This is a genomic window from Metabacillus sp. B2-18 (assembly GCF_021117275.1).
Lineage (GTDB): Bacteria > Bacillota > Bacilli > Bacillales > Bacillaceae > Metabacillus.
Genome location: NZ_CP088245.1, coordinates 619523 through 639659 on the forward strand (window position 1 = coordinate 619523; position 20137 = coordinate 639659).

Here is a 20137-nt window from a genome sequence, read left to right on the forward strand (position 1 = left end):
ATTTCTATTTTGAAATTGGCTTTTTTCTATAGGAAAAGTGTATTTCATCCTTAACTCGAGATTTAATCAAACGTTTGTTTAAAAGTCCATAAAGGTAATTTTTCTTATAGCAGTTGTGTTTTAAGAAACGTTCTATTTTTTTTGTATAATCGCAAGAAGTTTTCGCAAACTACATATGTCAATAGGATTAATTTACATATAGTAGATTTTACTATGTGAAATAACACAGAGAAGGGGGCAATTCAATTGGTAACATCAATTAAGAGAAAGCTGTTTACGTTAACGAGCGTATTTGTTGTTTTTGCATCTATATTATCTGGTTGTAATACAGCTGAAGAAGCACCGGAAGATACTGCAGAAAACGGTGGCGGTGGAGCTGCAACGGAAGGTGAAGGTACTTATTTAGAAAGAGCTTATGCAGGTGAATTTGATGGAACTAAGGTTACAATGTTTGGTCCTTTCACAGATGCAGACCAAGTAAAATTTGAAGATAGCATTAAAGAGTTTGAGGAAAAAACAGGAATTGATATTCAATATGAAGGATCAAAAGAGTTTGAAGCTACAATCTCAATTCGTGTAGAAGGCGGAAATCCACCAGATATTGCCGACTTCCCTCAGCCTGGACTATTATCTACATTTGCTAAGCAAGGTAATGTAATTGATGTTTCAACATTTATGGATCAAGAAAAATTAAAAGAAAATTACAATCAAAGCTGGCTCGATATGGCAACAATGGAAGGTCCAGAGGGCGATGTTATGGCTGGAATCTGGAATCGTAGTAATGTGAAAAGCTTAGTATGGTATCCAAAGGCTGAGTTTGAGGCTGCAGGATATGAGGTGCCTGAGACTTGGGATGAAATGATCGCGTTGTCAGAGCAAATTGTGAAAGATGGCGATAATCCTTGGGCAATTGGTATTGAAAGTGGAGCAGCAACAGGCTGGGTGGCAACTGACTGGATGGAGGATATTATGCTTCGTACAACATCACCTGAAAACTATGATAAATGGGTCAATGGTGAGCTTCCATTCTCTTCTCCTGAAGTGAAAAATGCGGCTGAAAAAATGTCTGAAATTTGGTTAAATGAAGATTTTGTTTATGGTGGAAGAAAATCAATTGTGACAACAAACTTTGGGGATGCTCCAAAGCCAATGTTTGATGAACCACCTAAAACATGGTTACACCGACAAGGAAGCTTTATCACGAGCTTCTTCCCAGAAGGTACTGTAGCGGGTGAGGATTACGATTGGTTCTACTTACCTCCTATTGACGAACAATATGGTAAGCCTGTTCTTGTTGCTGGTGATATTTATGCAATGTTTAATGATCGTGATGAAGTTCGTGCAGTCATGGAATTCTTTACAACAGGTGAGTCAATTAAATCATGGATTCAATCAGGTGGAGTTGTAGCACCTATGAATGATGCTGACCCTGAATGGTATACAACTGATGTTGAGCGTCGAATGGCAGAATTAATTCAAGAAGCAGATACTCTTCGTTTTGATGGATCGGATTTAATGCCAGGAGCAGTTGGCGCAGGAAGCTTCTGGAAAGGAATGACTGATTACATTAGTGGTACGGTGGAACTTGATCAAGCGCTTAAAGAAATAGATGCAGGTTGGCCGAAATAAAGAATTTTTTCCTTATACTTTAGGCACTATCAGTAGGCATAAGGTTTTTTAGAAATAAGCCAAGTTTTCAAAAAAAAATTGTGCATTCTAAGGACTGGACATCATGTCTGGTCCTTCATTATTAAATTGATTTCATTTGAGAACGTGGTAAGGATTTTTACCTTAAGGAGGTAACCCGAGTGATATGGAAAAACAAACATCACCTTCAGTAGCAAAGCTTGTTTTATTAACAATTGCTGTATTTGCAGGGAACTTACTCATTCATTATGGTATATTTCTTTTTCTACGTGATACAGAGATGCCGGCCCTGCTTTATGCAATCTTGGCTATCATTTGGGGAGTATTCGGAGTTTATACCATTTACTACACACTTAACTGGGTTGTTGAACAATATCCTGTGAAACAAAGGCGTATTGTCCAGCCGTATGTATTCGTTGGTCCTGCCGTTCTTTTGTTAGGATGGCTGATGTTTATACCAACTCTTCGTACATTATATTTAAGTTTTTTTGGCCCAAACTCAGACAGTTTCGTAGGCTTATCAAATTATTTGGCGGTGTTTACGGACCGTCTTTTGTTAACAGCCTTGCGTAATAATTTGTTGTGGGTCCTATTTGGGGCAACACTTTGTATCGTGCTAGGGTTATTGATTGCTGTTTTAGCTGATAGAAGCAGCTATGAAAAAATTGCGAAGGCTATTATTTTCATGCCAATGGCTATATCGATGGTAGCTGCTGGGGTAATATGGAAATTCATTTACTATTACCAGCCAGGAGATCAGCAAATAGGTTTGTTAAACGCAATTGTTGTGGCGATTGGTGGAGAACCTCAAGCGTGGACAAGTATGAATCAGCCTTGGAACAATATGTTTTTAATTGTGATTTTAATTTGGATGCAAACTGGCTTTGCGATGGTCCTATTTTCAGCAGCGTTGAAGGGAATTCCAAATGAGTTACTTGAGGCTGCACGTGTAGACGGAGCAACAGAGGTTACAATCTTTTTCAAAATTATTATTCCATACATTTCAGGTACGATCTTAACTGTTTCAACAACCATTATTGTGTTTACATTAAAAATCTTCGATATCATCATGGTTATGACAGGTGGTCAATACGAAACAGATGTAGTTGCCACGCAGTTTTACCGCCAATTCTTTATGTACAGAAACTTTGGATATGGCTCAACGTTAGCGATTGTTTTATTGATTACAGTCATTCCAGTTATCATCATCAATCTAAAACAATTTCGCAGGCAGGGGGGATTTTAGGATGAAATCAAACAAAGGGTCAAAGTGGCTCGTCAATTTAGTGTTAGCCGTCATTTGTCTGATTTGGCTGATTCCAACGGCGGGACTATTTATTTCCTCCTTTAGACCAGCGGCCGATATATTAGATTCAGGATGGTGGACTGTATTTCCTCATAGAGACTGGGTAACAGAGGATCAACTCACACTCGATCCTGATACAGATTTAAGCAAGCCGATTGCGGTAGAAGGTAAAACCTATACAAATGATGAACTAGCTAGTGGTGTTGTTTTAGATGGTAAAAGACTTATTTGGGAAAACAAACGTAAAAGACTTCTTAATGTTCAAACGAAACAATGGACAATGAATGCAGATTTTACGTTAGAGAATTATCAAACGGTTCTTGGCGGTAAGCAGTATGTGATCACCCTTCCCGGTGGTGGAACAAAAACAGAAAAAGGAAGTAATTTAACACAGTCATTTATTAATACATTTACGGTTTCCATTCCAGCTACCATTATCCCGCTGTTAATTGCTACCTTTGCTGCGTATTCCTTTGCGTGGCTGAAATTTAGAGGCAGCAGAGCGATGTTTGTTGTTGTCATTGCGTTGCTTGTTGTTCCATTACAGGTTGCGCTCATTCCTATATTGAAGGATTATACAAATATTGGTTTAAATGGTAGTTATTTAGGAATATGGCTTGCACACACCACATTTGGATTACCGTTAACAACCTACTTTCTTTATAACTATATTAGTCAGTTGCCACGGGATATTTTTGAGTCAGCCTTTATAGATGGTGCGAGTAATTTTACGATTTTTACAAAATTGATTCTTCCATTATCTGTTCCTGCTTTAGCATCGATCGGAATCTTTCAGTTCTTGTGGGTATGGAATGATTATTTAGTTGCATTGGTGTTCTTAGGAAGTCAGCCAGATGTTCAAGTTCTCTCAATGAGAATTGCAGACATGGTCGGATCACGTGGAGATGATTGGCACTTACTAACAGCAGCAGCCTTTGTTTCAATGATCATGCCGCTTACAGTTTTCTTCTTATTACAACGTTTCTTTGTAAGAGGATTATTAGGTGGCTCTGTAAAAGGATAAAACTAAGTGCAGGAATAAAGCCAGTAATGATGAGATGTTCATACTGGCTTTAAGCCTGTCTATTTTTTATTGATGAAATGGAGTTGAAAATGCGTGACATGGAAAATTGAACGAAATAATCTATCACAGCAGGAACTATTAAATCTAGAAAGTTTATTCTCTTTGGCAAATGGCTACATCGGTATCCGCGGGAATTTTGAGGAAGGGTATTCGGAAGAATTCGTTTCGATACGTGGAACATACTTAAATGCCTTTCATGATATAACAGAGATTACATATGGTGAAAAGCTTTATGCTTTTCCAGAAACTCAGCAAAAGCTGGTGAATAACATTGATGCTCAAACAATTGATATCTTTATAGACAAAGAGCACTTCTCACTATTTGAAGGTGAAGTACTTTCATATAAGCGGATGTTGCATTTAGATCAAGGCTATACAGAACGATTACTTCATTACAGAACTCCTAGTGGAAAGGAAGTAAAATTGCAGTTTCGCAGGATCGTATCGTTCTCTGTAAAAGAACTTTTTGCAATTGAAGTGAAAATTGAGCCGGTAAATTTTAATGGAGAAGTAAGGATTGTATCAAAAGTAGATGGAGATGTTTCGAACTATGTTAATAGAAATGATCCGCGTGTTGCTGCTGGACATGCAAATTTACTCTCAGTAGAGAATATTGGGGAGAAAGATGACATCGTTTTTGTTGAAGACAAAACGACAAATTCTGATCTTAAGGCCGCTTGCACGACAAAACATATCTTAAATGTTCAAGGAAATAAGAGTACTCAAATTCAAGATAAAAGAGTAGAAGTTACCTATACTTTCGATCTTGACCAACCTGTTGAATTTGTAAAATATAACGTTTATACAGATACATTAAGGCACAAACGTGATTTGGTTGAAAAGGGTATAGAGATTCATGGCAATCTTTCAAATCAATCTTTTGACCAGCTCATTCAATCTCAAGGCAACTATCTTGATGAATTCTGGAATGTGGCAGATATAAAAATTGAAGGTGAGGAAAAGCTTCAGGAGGGCATTCGCTTTAACCTTTATCAACTTTTACAATCTGCTGGAAGAGATAAGTACAGTAATATTGCTGCAAAAGGTCTTTCAGGTGAAGGATATGAGGGACATTATTTCTGGGATACCGAAATTTATATGATTCCTGTTTTTTTACTAACAAAGCCTGAGTTAGCAAAACAATTACTGATTTATCGATATTCAATCTTGAATGGAGCAAGACAAAGGGCCAAAGAGATGGGGCATTCTAAAGGAGCCTTATTCCCATGGAGGACCATTTCAGGATCAGAGTGCTCGGCGTATTTCCCAGCTGGAACAGCGCAATATCACATAATTGCTGATATTGCCTATAGCTTTATTCAATATTATTTAGCAACAAAAGATATCAATTTTATGGTGGAATATGGTGCAGAAGTTTTAAGTGAAACAGCAAGATTGTGGATGGATACAGGTCATTTTTATCAAGATGAATTTAGAATTGACGATGTAACAGGTCCTGACGAATATACATGTCTTGTGAACAATAATTATTATACAAATGTGATGGCAAAGCATAATTTAAAGTGGGCTTACTCCATTTACAATCAGGTGAGAAAAGAAGATCCAACTTCTTTTAAAGAGTTATCGCAACGCTTAGATCTCACTGAAGAAGAAGCACGAGACTGGAATCAAGCTGCTGAAAAAATGTATTTACCTTATGATGAAGAATTAGGGATTAATCCTCAGGATGATACATTCTTAAAAAAAGCTGTTTGGGATTTTGAACATACACCAAAAGAAAAGTATCCATTGCTTTTACATTATCACCCACTAACACTATATCGCTATCAAGTATGTAAGCAAGCTGACACTGTACTTGCTCATTTTTTATTGGAGGACGAGCAGTCGTTCGAAACAATAAAAGCATCTTACGATTATTATGAAAAAATTACAACCCATGATTCATCTCTATCCTCTGCTATCTTTAGTATTATGGCTGCGAAAGTAGGTTATCACGAGAAGGCCTACGACTATTTTATGGAATCTGCGCGTCTTGATCTTGATAATACTCACGGTAACACCAAGGATGGCCTACATATGGCCAATATGGGTGGAACATGGATGTCAATTATTCACGGTTTTGGAGGAGTTCGTGTGAAAGAAAGTGGGCTTTCCATTCATCCTGTTTTACCAAAGCAATGGACACAATATGAATTTACGTTACATTATTTGCAGCGCCAACTTCGTTTGAAAGTAGAACGTGAGCAAATGACGGTTTTCCTTGAAATGGGCGATCGTCTTAACCTTACTGTTTACGGAAAAAACATAACATTAGAGAAAGGAAAACAATACACAGAGGAAACTTCCAATTAGGAGTGATACAGTTGAGAGAATTAAAGGCTTTTATTTTCGACTTAGATGGTGTTATAACAGATACAGCTGAATATCATTTTCTTGCATGGAAGGCTTTGGCTGAAGATCTAAACATTTCTTTTACAAGAGAATTAAATGAAGAGTTAAAAGGAATTTCGAGAATGGATTCCCTTGAGAAGATCCTTCAATTCGGTGGAAAAGAGCAAGAATTTTTAGAGCAAGAAAAGCTAGAGTTAGCAACAAAGAAAAACGAACATTATGTTGAGTTAATCAATAAGATCACTCCTTCAGATATATTACCGGGAATTGAAAAGTTACTAAGAGATATTAAACAAGCTAACTTAGGAATCGCGCTAGCATCAGCAAGTAAAAATGCCAATATGGTATTAGAAGCATTGAAGCTCAAGGATCAATTTGATTATATTGTTGATGTAACAAAAATTAAAAAAGGAAAGCCTGATCCAGAAATTTTTCTAAAGGCAGCAGAACTACTAAAGATTGATCCTTCATCATGTGTGGGCGTAGAAGATGCCATTGCCGGTGTAGAAGCAATAAAAAGTGCAGATATGTATGCGGTCGCAGTTGGACCGAAAAGTTCCTTCCAAAAAGCTGACCTTGTTTATGAAACAACGGATGCTCTGTCATTTAAGGAGATTAAAGAAAGATTTGAAGAGTGAAAAAAGGAGAAACCAATGATTGAAAAACAAAGAATTAATGAAGCAGAGAAAGCAGTAAGGGTGTTGCAAGAGGAAGTTTATCAACATGAATGGCGCTTGCATTATCATGTTGCTCCAGTAGCAAATTGGATGAATGACCCTAATGGTTTTTGCTATTTTAAAGGTGAATATCATCTGTTTTATCAGCATCATCCTTTTGCTCCAAAATGGGATTCTATGTATTGGGGACATGTGAAAAGTAAAGATCTTGTCAATTGGGAGCATCTTCCGCCTGCTTTGGCTCCAGGTGAAACATATGATAAAGATGGCTGCTTTTCAGGAAGTGCGATTGAAAAGGATGATAAGCTCTATTTAATGTACACAGGTAATGTGTGGACAGGTGAAAATTATGATGAGGAGCTAAAGCAAGTTCAAGCGCTGGCTATAAGTGAGGATGGAATTCATTTTGAAAAGCTGTCAGAAAACCCAGTTATTACAGAGGCTCCAAAAGGTGACATCCATCCATTTCATTTTCGTGACCCAAAGGTATGGAAGCATGATGATCTTTATTATGTTGTGTTAGGTTCAAAAACACTGCAAAATACGGGACAAGTATTAATGTATCGTTCCAAAGATTTGATACATTGGGAATTCGTTAATATTTTGGCTAAAGGTGAGGGTAACTTCGGGTACATGTGGGAATGTCCTGATTTATTTACTTTAAATAATAAAGAAGTTCTCGTGATGTCTCCACAGGGAGTAAAACCTGAAGGGAATTTATATCATAATTTACATCAAGCTGGCTATGTTATTGGTGAGGTGGACTATGAAAAAGGAATTCTTTCTCATGGTGACTTTCAATTGTTGGATTATGGCTTTGATTATTATGCCCCTCAAACAATGGTTGACCCAGAAGGCAGAAGAATTGCTATTGCGTGGATGGATATGTGGGAAAGTGAGATACCGACCCAAGCACACGGGTACACTGGTGCTATGACATTACCTCGTGAGTTGGAACTAAGAGGTGATAAAATCTATTGTCATCCAGTAAAGGAAATTGAAAAGCTCAGACAAGCTGAAGTAATACACAAACAAATTACGTTTTCCGGAGAAACCTCACTTGAAGGTATTGCAGGCGATTGCATAGAGCTAGACCTTTCACTTCGAGTCCACCATTCATCAGCATGCGGAATTCGTCTTCGTGTAGATGAAGATGCTGGTGAAGAAACAGTCATCACCTACTATGGTGACAAAGGAATTCTCGAACTGGACCGTAATGAATCAGGGAAAGGGCCAGGTGGGGTTAGGAAAACACATCTACAATTACAGGATCACATGCTTCACTTAAGAATTTTCATTGATAAATCCTCCGTAGAAGTTTTTGTGAATAATGGTGAGCAAGTACTAACTGCTAGAATATATCCATCTGAAAATAGTACGAACATTCGCTTATTTTCAGATGAAGAAATTGAAATTGTTCAATTAAAAAAGTGGGATTTAAAGCGGTCTATATAATAGTAAAAAACCTTTCAACATTAGTTGAAAGGTTTTTTATTTTTAGAAGTAAGCATAATTTGTCAATTTCGACATAAACATTTATTATTTTTGTAGAACAAAAATAAAATGTTGAGGAGAAATACACAATGGAACTTGAACAACAAAAAGTTCAACAACAAAACAAAGCATTTATCGTGTTTATTTTAGGGACACTTGCGGCATTTGCTCCTTTGTCGATTGATATGCATTTACCAGCGTTTCCAATCTTAACAAATGAATTTCATACTAGTGCATCAATGATTCAGCTAAGTTTAACGTTCTTTTTACTTGGAGCTTCTTTAGGTCAACTTTTTACAGGGCCTTTAAGTGATGTGTTTGGAAGAAGGAAGCCACTGTTAATCGGTTTATCGATCTACGCAGTCACTTCTCTTTTATGTGTTTTTACTGATTCTATTGAACTATTTATTCTTTTGAGGTTGATACAAGGATTAGCAGGATCTGCAGGAATGGTTATTTCAAGAGCCATTGTCAGAGATCATTATTCCGGTAAAGAAATGACGAAATTCTTTTCATTATTGGCTTTAGTGAATGGAATGGCACCTATTCTTGCTCCTGTCATTGGAGCACAACTTCTAAAGTTTTTTCCATGGCAGGCTGTATTCATAACCCTGACAATGATTGGTGCTGTGATCTTTGCCTTTGTTCTTTGGGGATTAAAGGAAACCTTGCCTGTTGAAGAAAGAAGCCAAGGTGGCTTCCTGCAAACACTTAACACGTTCCGCCAACTACTTACAAATCTTCATTTTATGGGGTATGTTCTTTCATTTGGATTTGTAGCTGCAGCAATGTTCGCTTACATCTCAGGGTCATCCTTTGTTATTCAGTACGTATACGGAGCTTCTGCGGATACATTCAGTATTGTCTTTGCTATTAACGGCATTGGGATTGTCATTGCCAGCCAAGTAACAGGAAAGCTTTCAGAATGGATTGAAGAAAAGAAGCTTCTTTTAGCAGGTGTGTTTATGTCATTTACTGGTGGTCTTAGTTTATTACTTCTCATTTTATTAAAGGTAGAATTGATGTTCATCCTTCCATCACTGTTTTTAACAGTCTCTAGTGTAGGTGTTGTTAATACAACTAGCTTTTCTTTAGCTTTGCAGAATAATAGAAACATAGCAGGCAGTGCCTCTGCATTATTAGGTGTTATGTCATTGCTAGTAGGTGCTATTGTTGCTCCCCTTGTAGGAGTTGCTGGTGAAGATACGGCAGTGCCGATGGGAATTGTTATATTTATATCCAGTTTAGGAGCGGTTCTATCCTATTTCTTTCTCGTAAGATCAAGAAAACTAGCTTAGGTCTATTAAAAAACCAATTTACAAGAAACGAGAGAAAAGGTTATCATTTTCTTGGATAGAAAATTGCAAATGAGTATGGGAGAGAATAAATGAAGGAATTAACGTTTACATCTTATAACCAGTTTCAGCAATTTATTGAACACAAAGCGATGGAAAAAGCGATTATGAAAGGTCTTCATGGGGAAGAATTAGAAACATTTAAAGAGGATTTCCTACAAAGAGCTGATACAATGTGGAAAGACAACGATTGTGATCATTGGGTTGAAAAGCATGGTTATGTTGTAATAAATGTGTGGAAAGACGGTGTAGGCAAGCGTAAAATGACGAGGGGAAGACCGAAGAAACTCGATTCTGAGAAGTACCTTCATTCCATTCATGTTCGTTTGGATGAAGAGGCATACCGTAAGCTCAATCAATACTGTGAAGACAACAACATAGATGTGTCAGAAACAATCAGGAAGTTAATAAAGTCGCTTTAGAATTCTGGAGTTACAATAATATTTAGGTAAGAAAAGCAGTGGTCTTAATTGAGATCACTGCTTTTTGATACCAAAAGTATCACATTGTTAGGGGAGGGAAGAGGTAGATTGGAAGGCGTAGGGGGGATAAGCTCTTAGCTTGATATTGAATCTGCAGGGACTTTTGATGGTTTGATAATAGGAGGTTTGTGGCAGATCTGTTTGAGGAGATTGGTGTCTCGGTACTAAGGGAATTGGGACAGAAAGGTCTTCCGTCAGAAAGATGTGCCTCGAAACAGAGAGAATCGGGACAGAAAAGGTCTTCCAGCAGAAAGATGTGTCTCGATACAGGTGGAATCGGGACAGAAAAGGTCCTCCAGCAGGAATATGTGTCTCGATACAGGGAGAATCGAGACAGAAAAGATCCTCCAGCAGAAAGAAGTGTCTCGATACAGGTGGAATCGGGACAGAAAAGGTCCTCCAACAGGAAGATGTGTGTCGATACAGGAGGAATCGGGACAGAAAAGGTCCTCCGTCAGAAAGAAGTGTCTCGATACAGTGGGAATCGGGACAGAAAAGATCCTCCAGCAGAAAGATGTGTCTCGATACAGGTGGAATCGGGACAGAAAAGGTCTTCCAGCAGAAAGATGTGTCTCGATACAGGTGGAATCGGGACAGAAAAGGTCCTCCAGCAGAAAGATGTGTCTCGATACAGGTGGAATCGGGACAGAAAAGGTCTTCCAGCAGAAAGAAGTGTCCCGATACAGGAGGAATCGGGACAGAAAAGGTCTTCCGGAAGAAAGATGTGTCTCGATACAGTGGGAATCGGGACAGAAAAGGTCTTCCGTCAGAAAGGTGTGTCCCGATACAGGTGGAATCGGGACAGAAAAGGTCCTCCAGCGATTAAGTCCGTATAATTGTGTAAAAACAAAAAGAGTCAAATTAATTCCTTTTGGTCACAATGGTTATCAGCGACGAAAAACCTTGTGGAGGAATTAATTTTGACTCAATTTCAGTTTAACCTAAATCTTGACAATTTAAAAGAATCTGTAATGAATTCTGATATTGATGCTGTCATCAAAGCTTCAATCGTCCTTGTGTTAAATTCTGTGATGGAGAAAGAACGAGATGACCACTTACAGGTTGGAGCTTATGAACGTTCTTCTGAACGTTTTGATTCTCGAAATGGCTACTATGATCGTGACCTTATTCTAAGTATTGGTAGAGTAAGTTTAAAAGTTCCTCGTACACGTAAAGGAGACTTTTCACCATCCGTCTTTGAAAAATATGCACGGTGTGACCAGGCGTTTGTCCTTTCTATGCTTGAAATGGTTGTAAATGGAGTTTCTACTCGAAAAGTAAAGAATGTTGTTCAGCAGCTTTGTGGAGAAAGTGTTTCAAAATCGTTTGTATCTTCCCTCACAGAAAAGCTAGATCCAATCGTACAGGCATGGGCAAATCGCCCGTTAAATACAATCTATTATCCTTATATCTTCGCGGACGCCATGTATATCAAAGTTCGTGAACATAATCGTGTTGTGCCTAAAGCTGTTTATATCGCGACTGCCATAACGGGAGATAACCAACGAGAAGTACTAGGTATAAGAGTAGATCATGTGGAAAGTTATGATGCATGGAAGGCATTTCTTCTACACCTTCAATCACGAGGTGTTCAATCCCCTAAACTATTCATAACCGATGCACACGCTGGCCTAAAGAAGGCTCTAAAAGAGGTGTTTGTTGGAACTGTTTGGCAACGCTGTACAGTCCATCTAAAGCGAAACATCTTTAATGTGATGCCAAAGAAAGGGATTGAAGAAGAAAAACTAGGGTTAAAGAGAATCTTTGAGGCTGTCAGTGTTGAAGATGCACGACAATTTAAAGATGAATTTATTGAACGTTTTGGAGAAAATCCTAAGATCGAGAAAGCCATTCAAACATTAGAGGATGGCTTCGAAGATGCCGTTCAATACTTAAATGAACCAGTTAGGTTTCAACAATTTATAAGAAGTACTAATTCATTGGAACGCCTCAATCAAGAGGTTCGAAGAAGAGAACAAGTTATCCGTATATTTCCGAATACTCAATCTGCATTTAGATTGATAGGAGCTGTTCTTATGCAAGTCAATGAGGAACAAGCAAAGAAGCAAATTACAAGAGGGAAACCAAGAAAAATGTAGGCCAAAACCACTATCAAAATCTAGTGGTAATTCCTAATTTCGAATTGACATTGAGCCTCCAGCGGGCATGATGTTAAGCCAGGAAGCCAGGAGTTTTACAACCCCTGGCTTGCCCTCCAGGCTATCATGCCCGCCCCTCAATGTAAATTCGAAATAATTCTTGCTTACTATACACGTTTTAAATAAGTTGAAAACCATTGTTGACACTTTTACACAAGAATATGGACTTGACTCCTCCAGCAGAAAGATGTGTCCCGATACAGGGAGAATCGGGACAGAAAAGGTCTTCCAGCAGAAAGATGTGTCCCGATACAGGGAGAATCGGGACAGAAAAGGTCTTCCAGCAGAAAGATGTGTCCCGATACAGGGGGAATCGGGACAGAAAGGGTCCTCCAGCAGAAAGATGTGTCCCGATACAGGGGGAATCGGGACAGAAAGGGTCCTCGGTCAGAAAGAAGTGTCTCGATACAGAGAGAATCGGGACCGATCCGGGAGAAATGATCAGCAAAGAGTCTCGATATAAGGGAATCCAGATTGGAGCTGGTGTTAATACTCGAATCACCTATCGAAAAACGCATGAACTTCTGAATATCACACCCTATAGGTACTCTAACACTAGGTATCTCGAAAACACACATTGGTTCAAATTATAATAAACTCTACTATTAAAAAATACGAACTATTGTTCCGCTAAATAATCCCATATGATATAATTGAAAAAAACGCTTGGAGTGATTTCTATTTTTAAGCTGGAGGAAATGTTTGAAGGCGTTAGCTCCTCTTCTTTAGAAAGAGAAAAGAGGAGATTAACAGAATTATATAAACTGAACCTCATCAATACTCCAAATGAAGAGTCATTTGATCGCATTACAAGGTTAGCCAGCAGGATCTTTCAAGTTCCTGTTTCATTAATAACCTTATTAACCGAGGACAAGCAATGGTTTAAATCATGCGTTGGTCTCACTGGAAGCCTTTTAGAAGAACGCTCAACAGAAAGAGAGGCTGCCTTCTGTCAGTATGTTGTATTAGATGGTAAGCCATTGGTGATTGAAGATGCACTGGAAGACCACCGCTTTAAACATAATCAATTAGTAAAAGAACATCAAATCCGTTTCTATGCGGGTGTACCAATTATGACAAAACAAAACAATATACTTGGTTCTTTATGTATTATTGATGAAAAACCAAGATCGATTAGCGAAGATGAACTTAATAAATTAATAGATTTGAGTTATTGGGTAAAGGCAGAAATTGAGTTAAGATCAGACATTATTGAAAGAACAATGAGTGAACAATCTATTAGATGTTTATACGAAATAACAAGCAATAAAGAGCTAAGCTTTGAGCAGAAATTAAAGAAGTTATTAAGTTTAGGTTGTGAACGCTTCCAGCTATCGGATGGAAATGTTTCAAGAATAATGGGAGATAATTATGAGGTAATTCAAACAACTCATTCAACTGAAATGGTAAATGTTGGAGAAGTTATTTCTCTAGAACAAACATGTGCTTGGATGGTTAAAGAACGTTTAACACCGGTTCATATAAGTCAGTCTGTGCCACTCCATAATCAATCGATGATAAGAGAATATGTTGGTGCACCTATATTTGTTCATGAGCAATTTTACGGTACATTTTGCTTTTATGATGATCATCAGCAGTTTCGTGCAATATCTAATTCAGACATAGAATTTCTCCAGTTGATGGCACAGTGGGTTGGCAATGAACTGGAACGTCGAATTGCTAAGAAAAAGTTAAAGGAAACTCAAGAAAGATTCGAGCAAATCGCTAATAACATTAAAGAAGCCTTTTGGATATTTGATATTCAAGAGAAACAGCTACTATATATGAGTTCTGCATGGCAAGAAATCTCAGGAAGAACAGGTGAAGAATATAATTTGGATGATACTCTCTGGGAAAGGTCCATTCATCCGGATGATCGTGAATATACTTTAGAAAGATTTATGAATATACATGAAAGAGTAGAGTTTGATTATAGATTAACTCACACGGACGGCACAATTCGTTGGGTGAGGAACCGAATTGTACCCATATATAATCAAAAAGGTCATGTTTATCGAATTGCAGGAGTCGCTGAGGATATTACTGAGAAGAAACAAAATCAAGATATCATGAGAAAATCGGATAAGCTAACAGCGGTCGGGCAATTAGCAGCGAGTATTGCTCATGAAATCCGAAACCCTTTGACCAGTATAAAAGGGTTTATGCAGCTAAAAGATGGCTATTCCTATCCATACAAGGAATTGATTTTGACTGAGCTTTTACAGATGGAAGAGTTTGTGAACGAAATTCTTATTCTTGCAAACTCTCATCTTGGAACTAAGCGTGAACAAAATAACATTATAGACCTTCTTCAAGAGGTTTTACGTACAAATGAGGAATTAAGCAGAATGCTTAATATTACATTTTGTATCAAATGTCATGCTAGCCAATCTATACCCTGTGATTTAAATCAAGTTAAGCTTGTTTTTCAAAATCTAATAAGTAATGCAATCGAATCAATGCCAAAAGGCGGCATGATTCATATTGAGATTGGGATAGAGGATGAACAATATTTATATATTGCTGTGGCTGATGAAGGTGTAGGCATTTCACAGGAACGAATTCCTACGCTTGGAGAGCCTTTTTATTCTAATAAGGAAAAGGGTAGTGGACTTGGGCTGATGATAAGCTATAGAATCATCCAAAATCATAAGGGGAAAATCTTTTTTACTAGTGAACTTGGTAAAGGAACAACAGTTAAAATATTATTACCTTTAGAATAAAGAACAGGAGCGGAAACCCGCTCCTGTTCTTTATTTTTCTTTCTTTTCGGAGTTCTTTCATAAGAAATACTTAAAAATCTAAGTTGAAGAGCTATTACTAAATAGTTGATCAATTTTTTGAGCTAATTCGAAATCTAATTTTGTTAAACCTTTTGCAGCCCATGATGTGTATGTAATAAAAACGGCTTTATACTGAATCTCAATAAAAGGGTGATGATTTGCTTCCTCAGCGAGATGTCCTACCTTTGAAACGAAATATATTCCGGCTAGATAATCCTTAAATACATATTTTCTAACAATAGAACGCTGATCTTTTAGCTTCCATTTAGGTAATGAAGAAAGCAGTTCTTCAATTTCATGGTCTGTCAATTGCCTCAAGTCCATACCTCCTTTTCATCATGTAATACTATTTTCTCTAAACATATGACAATCCCTTCTTAAAGATATAACTAGATATTTGGTCATAGTATAATATAGATAGAAAAAGGAAATAGAAATACATAATTGTATATCCTACCCTCTATAACTGTTATGATAGTAGAATGATAAAGTGGTAAAGTACTAAATTATGAAATGAATTTAACTTAATTAAGTATTTTTCTTTGTTAGTCAACAGGATATCAATTTATTGTTGTCGAATTGGTTATGGGGAATTGTTTAAGGAGGATACTACATGTCAAATGCATCAAATGGGCAATTAGAAAAGGAACATGAAAAGGGTGAACTTGATACACCTTATGTTGTAGGAATTGGAGCCTCAGCTGGAGGTCTTGAAGCCATTGAGCAATTTTTCCAAAGTATGAAATCTAACATAGATGCAGCATTTGTTGTTGTCCAACATTTATCTTCTAAGTATAAAAGCTTTATGCCGGAACTACTCGCAAAATATACAAATATGCAAGTTTTTGAGGCTAAGCAAGGATTGCAGGTTAAGCCTAGAACCGTGTATTTATGCCCACCTAATCACTATATTACTATAAATAATCAAGGGCAGATATATTTAGAAACATACCATGAAAGTCAAGTAGTGAATTATCCTATAGATACGTTCTTAACATCTATTTCTTTATACGCAAAAAAGAAAGCAATTGGTGTGATCTTGTCTGGTAAAGGGACAGATGGAACAAAAGGGTTAAATGATATTCATGAAAGGAACGGACTTTGCATTGTTCAGAATGAAACAGCAAAGTATATGGATATGCCCGAAAGCGCAATCAAATCAGGGGTTGGAGACTACGTCATTAATCCTTCAGTCATGCCTGAGCATATTCAAAATTATATAGAAACAAAACCCGTGGAATTTAAAGAAACTATACTAAAACAAGTGTTAATGATGATTCATAAAAAAAGTGGTATTGATTTTACCATGTATAAGAAAAACACTGTTATCCGAAGAATTGAGCGTAGAATGAGTTTATTGGAGGAATCTTTCCTTAATCTTGAAGATTATAAAAATTATTTATTGGAAAACCCAAGGGAAATTCGCTATCTTCAAGAAGATTTACTTATCGGTGTGACTCACTTTTTTAGGGATACTGATGCTTTTTACTATATGCAGCAGACACTTATTCCATCAATGGTTGATGAGAACTTACAGCGTGGTCGAAATAAGATGAGAATATGGGTAGCAGGATGCTCATCAGGTCAAGAAGCATATTCTTTAGCAATTTTATTTAATGAAGAGTTAGAAAAACGAGAAAGTGATATGGATTTGCAAGTGTTCGCAACAGATATTGACCGTGATGCTGTTAAATTCGCAAGTCAGGGCTGCTATTCAGAGCAAATCGTATCAATGATCCCAAAACATCTGCTAATTAAGTATTTTGATAAACAAGGCAGCGATTATCAGGTGAAAAGAGAAATTAGGCAAAAGATTGTATTTGCACCTCATAATATGACGAAGGATTCTCCATTTGTTAATTTAGACATGATAAGTTGTAGAAATGTCATGATCTATTTTCAAACGGAGCTACAGCAAAGGGTGTTGTCATTGTTTCACTTTGCACTAAAGGAGAAGGGCTATTTATTTTTAGGTCCAAGTGAAACAATCGGCAAACTCTCAAATCTTTTCTCCTCTGTTAATAGCAAGTGGAAAGTTTTTAGTAATCAGGTTTCTGATAACCAACATTTTTCCCAAGCATTACTAGCGCCTAAAGAGGTTTCTGGAGATAGTGAGAGAAGAGGTACGGAACATTTACGTGACACAAACAGGTTTCAACATCCTGATGAACTATATTATTCACTTATGGACGATTTGTTACCTCCGTGTATTGTAATTAATGAGCATAATGAAGTGATTCTTTCTTCCGGAAATGCAGGGGATTATTTAAACCTGCCAAAGGGAAAAGTTAATTATAATATTTTTAATATGGTTCCAACAAACCTATCTGTAGCCATTGGAACAGCCATAAAAAAGGTTCGTGAGGAATTAAGAGAAATTAAATATAAGAACCTTTTAATCAACAAAAATGAAAGCAAACAGGTAAAACTAGTTGTTAAACCTTTAGAAAATGTTAGAAAAGGCTATGTTGCATTATTTATAAAAGATCATATGCCTGACTCTACTACAATAATTTAAGCTGATTCTATGACATTTGATCAGGATTCTGCCTATAATCAAAGGATTTTTGACTTAGAGCAGGAGCTTTACTATACGAAGCAAAGTCTTCAGACAACGATTGAAGAATTAGAAACATCAAATGAAGAGCTACAGTCAACAAATGAAGAGTTAATTGCTGCGAATGAAGAGCTCCAAAGTACAAATGAAGAAATGCAATCCGTTAATGAAGAATTAATTACAGTTAATTCTCAGTATGAAAAGAAAATTATTGAACTTACCGATCTTAACAATGATATGGACAACCTGTTGATTAGTACCAATATTGCAACCATTTTCTTAGATAAGAAATTAAATATTAAACTTTATACTCCTGAAGTGATGAAACTTTTCCATGTGATTGATCGTGATATTGGACGTCCGATTTTTCATATATCACATCGACTGGAATGTGATACATTAATGGATGATATCCAAGATGTGTTAATGACAACAAAGTCAATTATAAAAGATTTACCTGCGAAAGATGGAAAGTGGTATAGTGTCAAAATCATGCCTTACCGCACTAGTGACAATATCGTTGATGGAATTGTGATGACATTTATTGATATCACTAAAATTAAGAAGGTAAATCGAGAGCTGCAATTAAGTATGCAAGCTATTGAACTTAGCCCGGCAAATACAGTTTTTACAGACTTTCAAGGGAAAATAGAGTATGCGAATCATAAATTTGCAGAACAGCTCGGGTTAGAGGTAAAGGACCTAATCGGACGTAAGTTAAAAGATATCTATGCAGAATATTATATAGATAGTGATTTTGATACGCATTGGAAAAAGGTGCGTGCTGGTGAAAAATGGTCTGGTGAAATATCTTATACAGCTCGCGATGGAAAACAATATTGGGAAAATCTCGCATTAATACCTGTTGAAAATGACGATCATGATGTTGTTCAAATTTTAAGGGTAGGAGAAGATATAACCAATAGAAAAAGCTCTGAGCAAATGTTGATAAAGTCTGAAATGCTCTCAGCAATTGGACAGTTGGCAGCTGGCATTGCGCATGAAATAAGAAATCCTCTCACTTCTTTAAGAGGCTTCTTACAGCTAATGATCCAAACCAACACATATCGTAAGGAATACGCTGAAGTAATGATGACTGAGTTTATCAGGCTAGAAGAGATCATTAACGAATTTTTAGTCCTATCCCGACCAAAGGCAGCGGCTTTTCAGGATGTTAATATTAATAAAATCATTCAAGATGTTTCGAAAATTTGGGAAACTCAAGCCATTCTTAATGACGTTACAATCGAAACATATAATGATCCATTTATTTTTACCATCCAAGGAATTGAAAATGAGTTAAAGCAGGTTTTTATTAATATTGTAAAAAATGGAATCGAGTCGATGGAAGGACGCCCAGGAAATTTAAAGATTGAGACACGTAAACTGGATAGTGGAGAGGTACTTATCCGCTTTGAAGATAAAGGAAAAGGAATTCCAAAGGAACAGCTTGAAAAAATGGGACAGCCTTTCTACACAACCAAGGAAAAAGGAACAGGGTTAGGTTTAATGGTTAGTTTTAAGATTATTGAGAGTCATAATGGGAAAATAGTCTTTTCAAGTGAATTAGATAAAGGCACAACAGTTGAAATTACGTTACCTTTATCTAACTCAGTCGAAGCGGTCTAAAAGAGGCATTAAAGTTAAATAAAAATCTATCGAAGAGCGCAGCTCATTTAATTCATCAATAATGACTTCAAAGTGAGCACTTTTACCACTTTCAATAATATCGGGGCGAATGAGGCTGAGTAAATCCTGTATTTTCTCAAGCTTCCTTGGAAGGTTCTTCATATTATCAGATGAACTTATTAAATTATATATATCTGAATCTGTTAAAAACGGCTGAAACAATGAAATAATTTCTTTTCGATGATGCTGTTCTAATTGATTTTGGTCAGTCACTGTTAATTGTTCTCGAAGCATATTAACCTGGTGGCTGACTTTTTTTAGATTTTCTCTTAAAGGAATACTTACCACATATAGTAAACCTTCATGATTTTGTTTAATATATAGTTCGAATAATTCTAATGAATTTTCGATTGTGATCATATTAGCTTCAAATTTTTCCTTCTCCTTTGTGGATAGGAAGTATTCGACTTTGTTTCGGCTTTCTTGATCAACAAGGTCAAGAAAGTTTTTCGATTTAGAGAAAATTTGATGTGACATTGAAGAGGAATCTATCACATCAAGCTGTGAATTTAAAATAAAAACAGGTACAGGTACGTTTTCAAGAGCGTACAT

General features: G+C 36.8%; 15 protein-coding genes. 13 read left to right on the forward strand and 2 right to left on the reverse strand.

Features of this window, described 5'->3' with window-relative positions:
- The first annotated feature begins 246 nt into the window (after positions 1–246).
- From LPC09_RS03250 to LPC09_RS03300, 11 genes are all read left to right on the forward strand, one after another.
- Positions 247–1629: an ABC transporter substrate-binding protein gene (locus LPC09_RS03250; protein WP_231308965.1), complete on the forward strand. Its 1383-nt coding sequence runs from the start codon at positions 247–249 to the stop codon at positions 1627–1629.
- Positions 1630–1813: 184 nt separating this feature from the next.
- Entirely contained in the window at positions 1814–2893 is a 1080-nt protein-coding gene (locus LPC09_RS03255; RefSeq protein ID WP_098798189.1) for a carbohydrate ABC transporter permease, read from the forward strand.
- A 1-nt stretch (position 2894) separates the two neighbouring features.
- On the forward strand, positions 2895–3977 hold the full coding sequence (locus LPC09_RS03260; protein WP_098798190.1) for a carbohydrate ABC transporter permease: 1083 nt from the start codon (positions 2895–2897) through the stop codon (positions 3975–3977).
- A 93-nt stretch (positions 3978–4070) separates the two neighbouring features.
- Positions 4071–6350, forward strand: coding sequence for a glycoside hydrolase family 65 protein (locus LPC09_RS03265; protein ID WP_231308966.1), 2280 nt, complete (start codon positions 4071–4073; stop codon positions 6348–6350).
- Positions 6351–6355: 5 nt separating this feature from the next.
- Positions 6356–7027 carry a beta-phosphoglucomutase gene (pgmB, locus tag LPC09_RS03270; RefSeq protein ID WP_231309723.1) on the forward strand — a complete coding sequence of 224 codons (672 nt, stop codon included), beginning with the start codon at positions 6356–6358 and terminating at the stop codon, positions 7025–7027.
- Between the two features lie 15 nt (positions 7028–7042).
- Positions 7043–8521 carry a glycoside hydrolase family 32 protein gene (locus LPC09_RS03275; RefSeq protein WP_231308967.1) on the forward strand — a complete coding sequence of 493 codons (1479 nt, stop codon included), beginning with the start codon at positions 7043–7045 and terminating at the stop codon, positions 8519–8521.
- A 128-nt stretch (positions 8522–8649) separates the two neighbouring features.
- Positions 8650–9858 (forward strand): multidrug effflux MFS transporter, encoded by a 1209-nt coding sequence (locus tag LPC09_RS03280; RefSeq protein WP_231308968.1) that lies wholly within the window; start codon positions 8650–8652, stop codon positions 9856–9858.
- Between the two features lie 89 nt (positions 9859–9947).
- The gene (locus LPC09_RS03285) at positions 9948–10337 is read left to right on the forward strand and encodes a ribbon-helix-helix domain-containing protein (protein ID WP_098798195.1); all 390 of its coding nucleotides are present in this window, start codon (positions 9948–9950) and stop codon (positions 10335–10337) included.
- Positions 10338–10525: 188 nt separating this feature from the next.
- Positions 10526–11233, forward strand: coding sequence for a hypothetical protein (locus LPC09_RS03290; protein WP_098798196.1), 708 nt, complete (start codon positions 10526–10528; stop codon positions 11231–11233).
- Between the two features lie 84 nt (positions 11234–11317).
- Positions 11318–12496, forward strand: coding sequence for an IS256 family transposase (locus tag LPC09_RS03295; protein ID WP_231308292.1), 1179 nt, complete (start codon positions 11318–11320; stop codon positions 12494–12496).
- A 758-nt stretch (positions 12497–13254) separates the two neighbouring features.
- Positions 13255–15279 carry a GAF domain-containing protein gene (locus tag LPC09_RS03300; RefSeq protein ID WP_231308969.1) on the forward strand — a complete coding sequence of 675 codons (2025 nt, stop codon included), beginning with the start codon at positions 13255–13257 and terminating at the stop codon, positions 15277–15279.
- A 78-nt stretch (positions 15280–15357) separates the two neighbouring features.
- Here the strand turns inward: LPC09_RS03300 and LPC09_RS03305 are convergent, their stop codons facing one another.
- Positions 15358–15657: a 4a-hydroxytetrahydrobiopterin dehydratase gene (locus LPC09_RS03305; protein WP_442920012.1), complete on the reverse strand. Its 300-nt coding sequence runs from the start codon at positions 15655–15657 to the stop codon at positions 15358–15360.
- Between the two features lie 295 nt (positions 15658–15952).
- Between LPC09_RS03305 and LPC09_RS03310 the strand changes: the two genes are divergently transcribed.
- Positions 15953–17857, forward strand: a complete 1905-nt coding sequence (locus LPC09_RS03310; protein WP_231308971.1) for a CheR family methyltransferase — start codon at positions 15953–15955, stop codon at positions 17855–17857.
- Between the two features lie 9 nt (positions 17858–17866).
- On the forward strand, positions 17867–19525 hold the full coding sequence (locus tag LPC09_RS03315) for a PAS domain-containing protein (protein WP_231308972.1): 1659 nt from the start codon (positions 17867–17869) through the stop codon (positions 19523–19525).
- Here the strand turns inward: LPC09_RS03315 and LPC09_RS03320 are convergent.
- Positions 19508–20137 (reverse strand): hypothetical protein, encoded by a 630-nt coding sequence (locus tag LPC09_RS03320; protein WP_231308973.1) that lies wholly within the window; start codon positions 20135–20137, stop codon positions 19508–19510. The genes LPC09_RS03315 and LPC09_RS03320 overlap by 18 nt on opposite strands.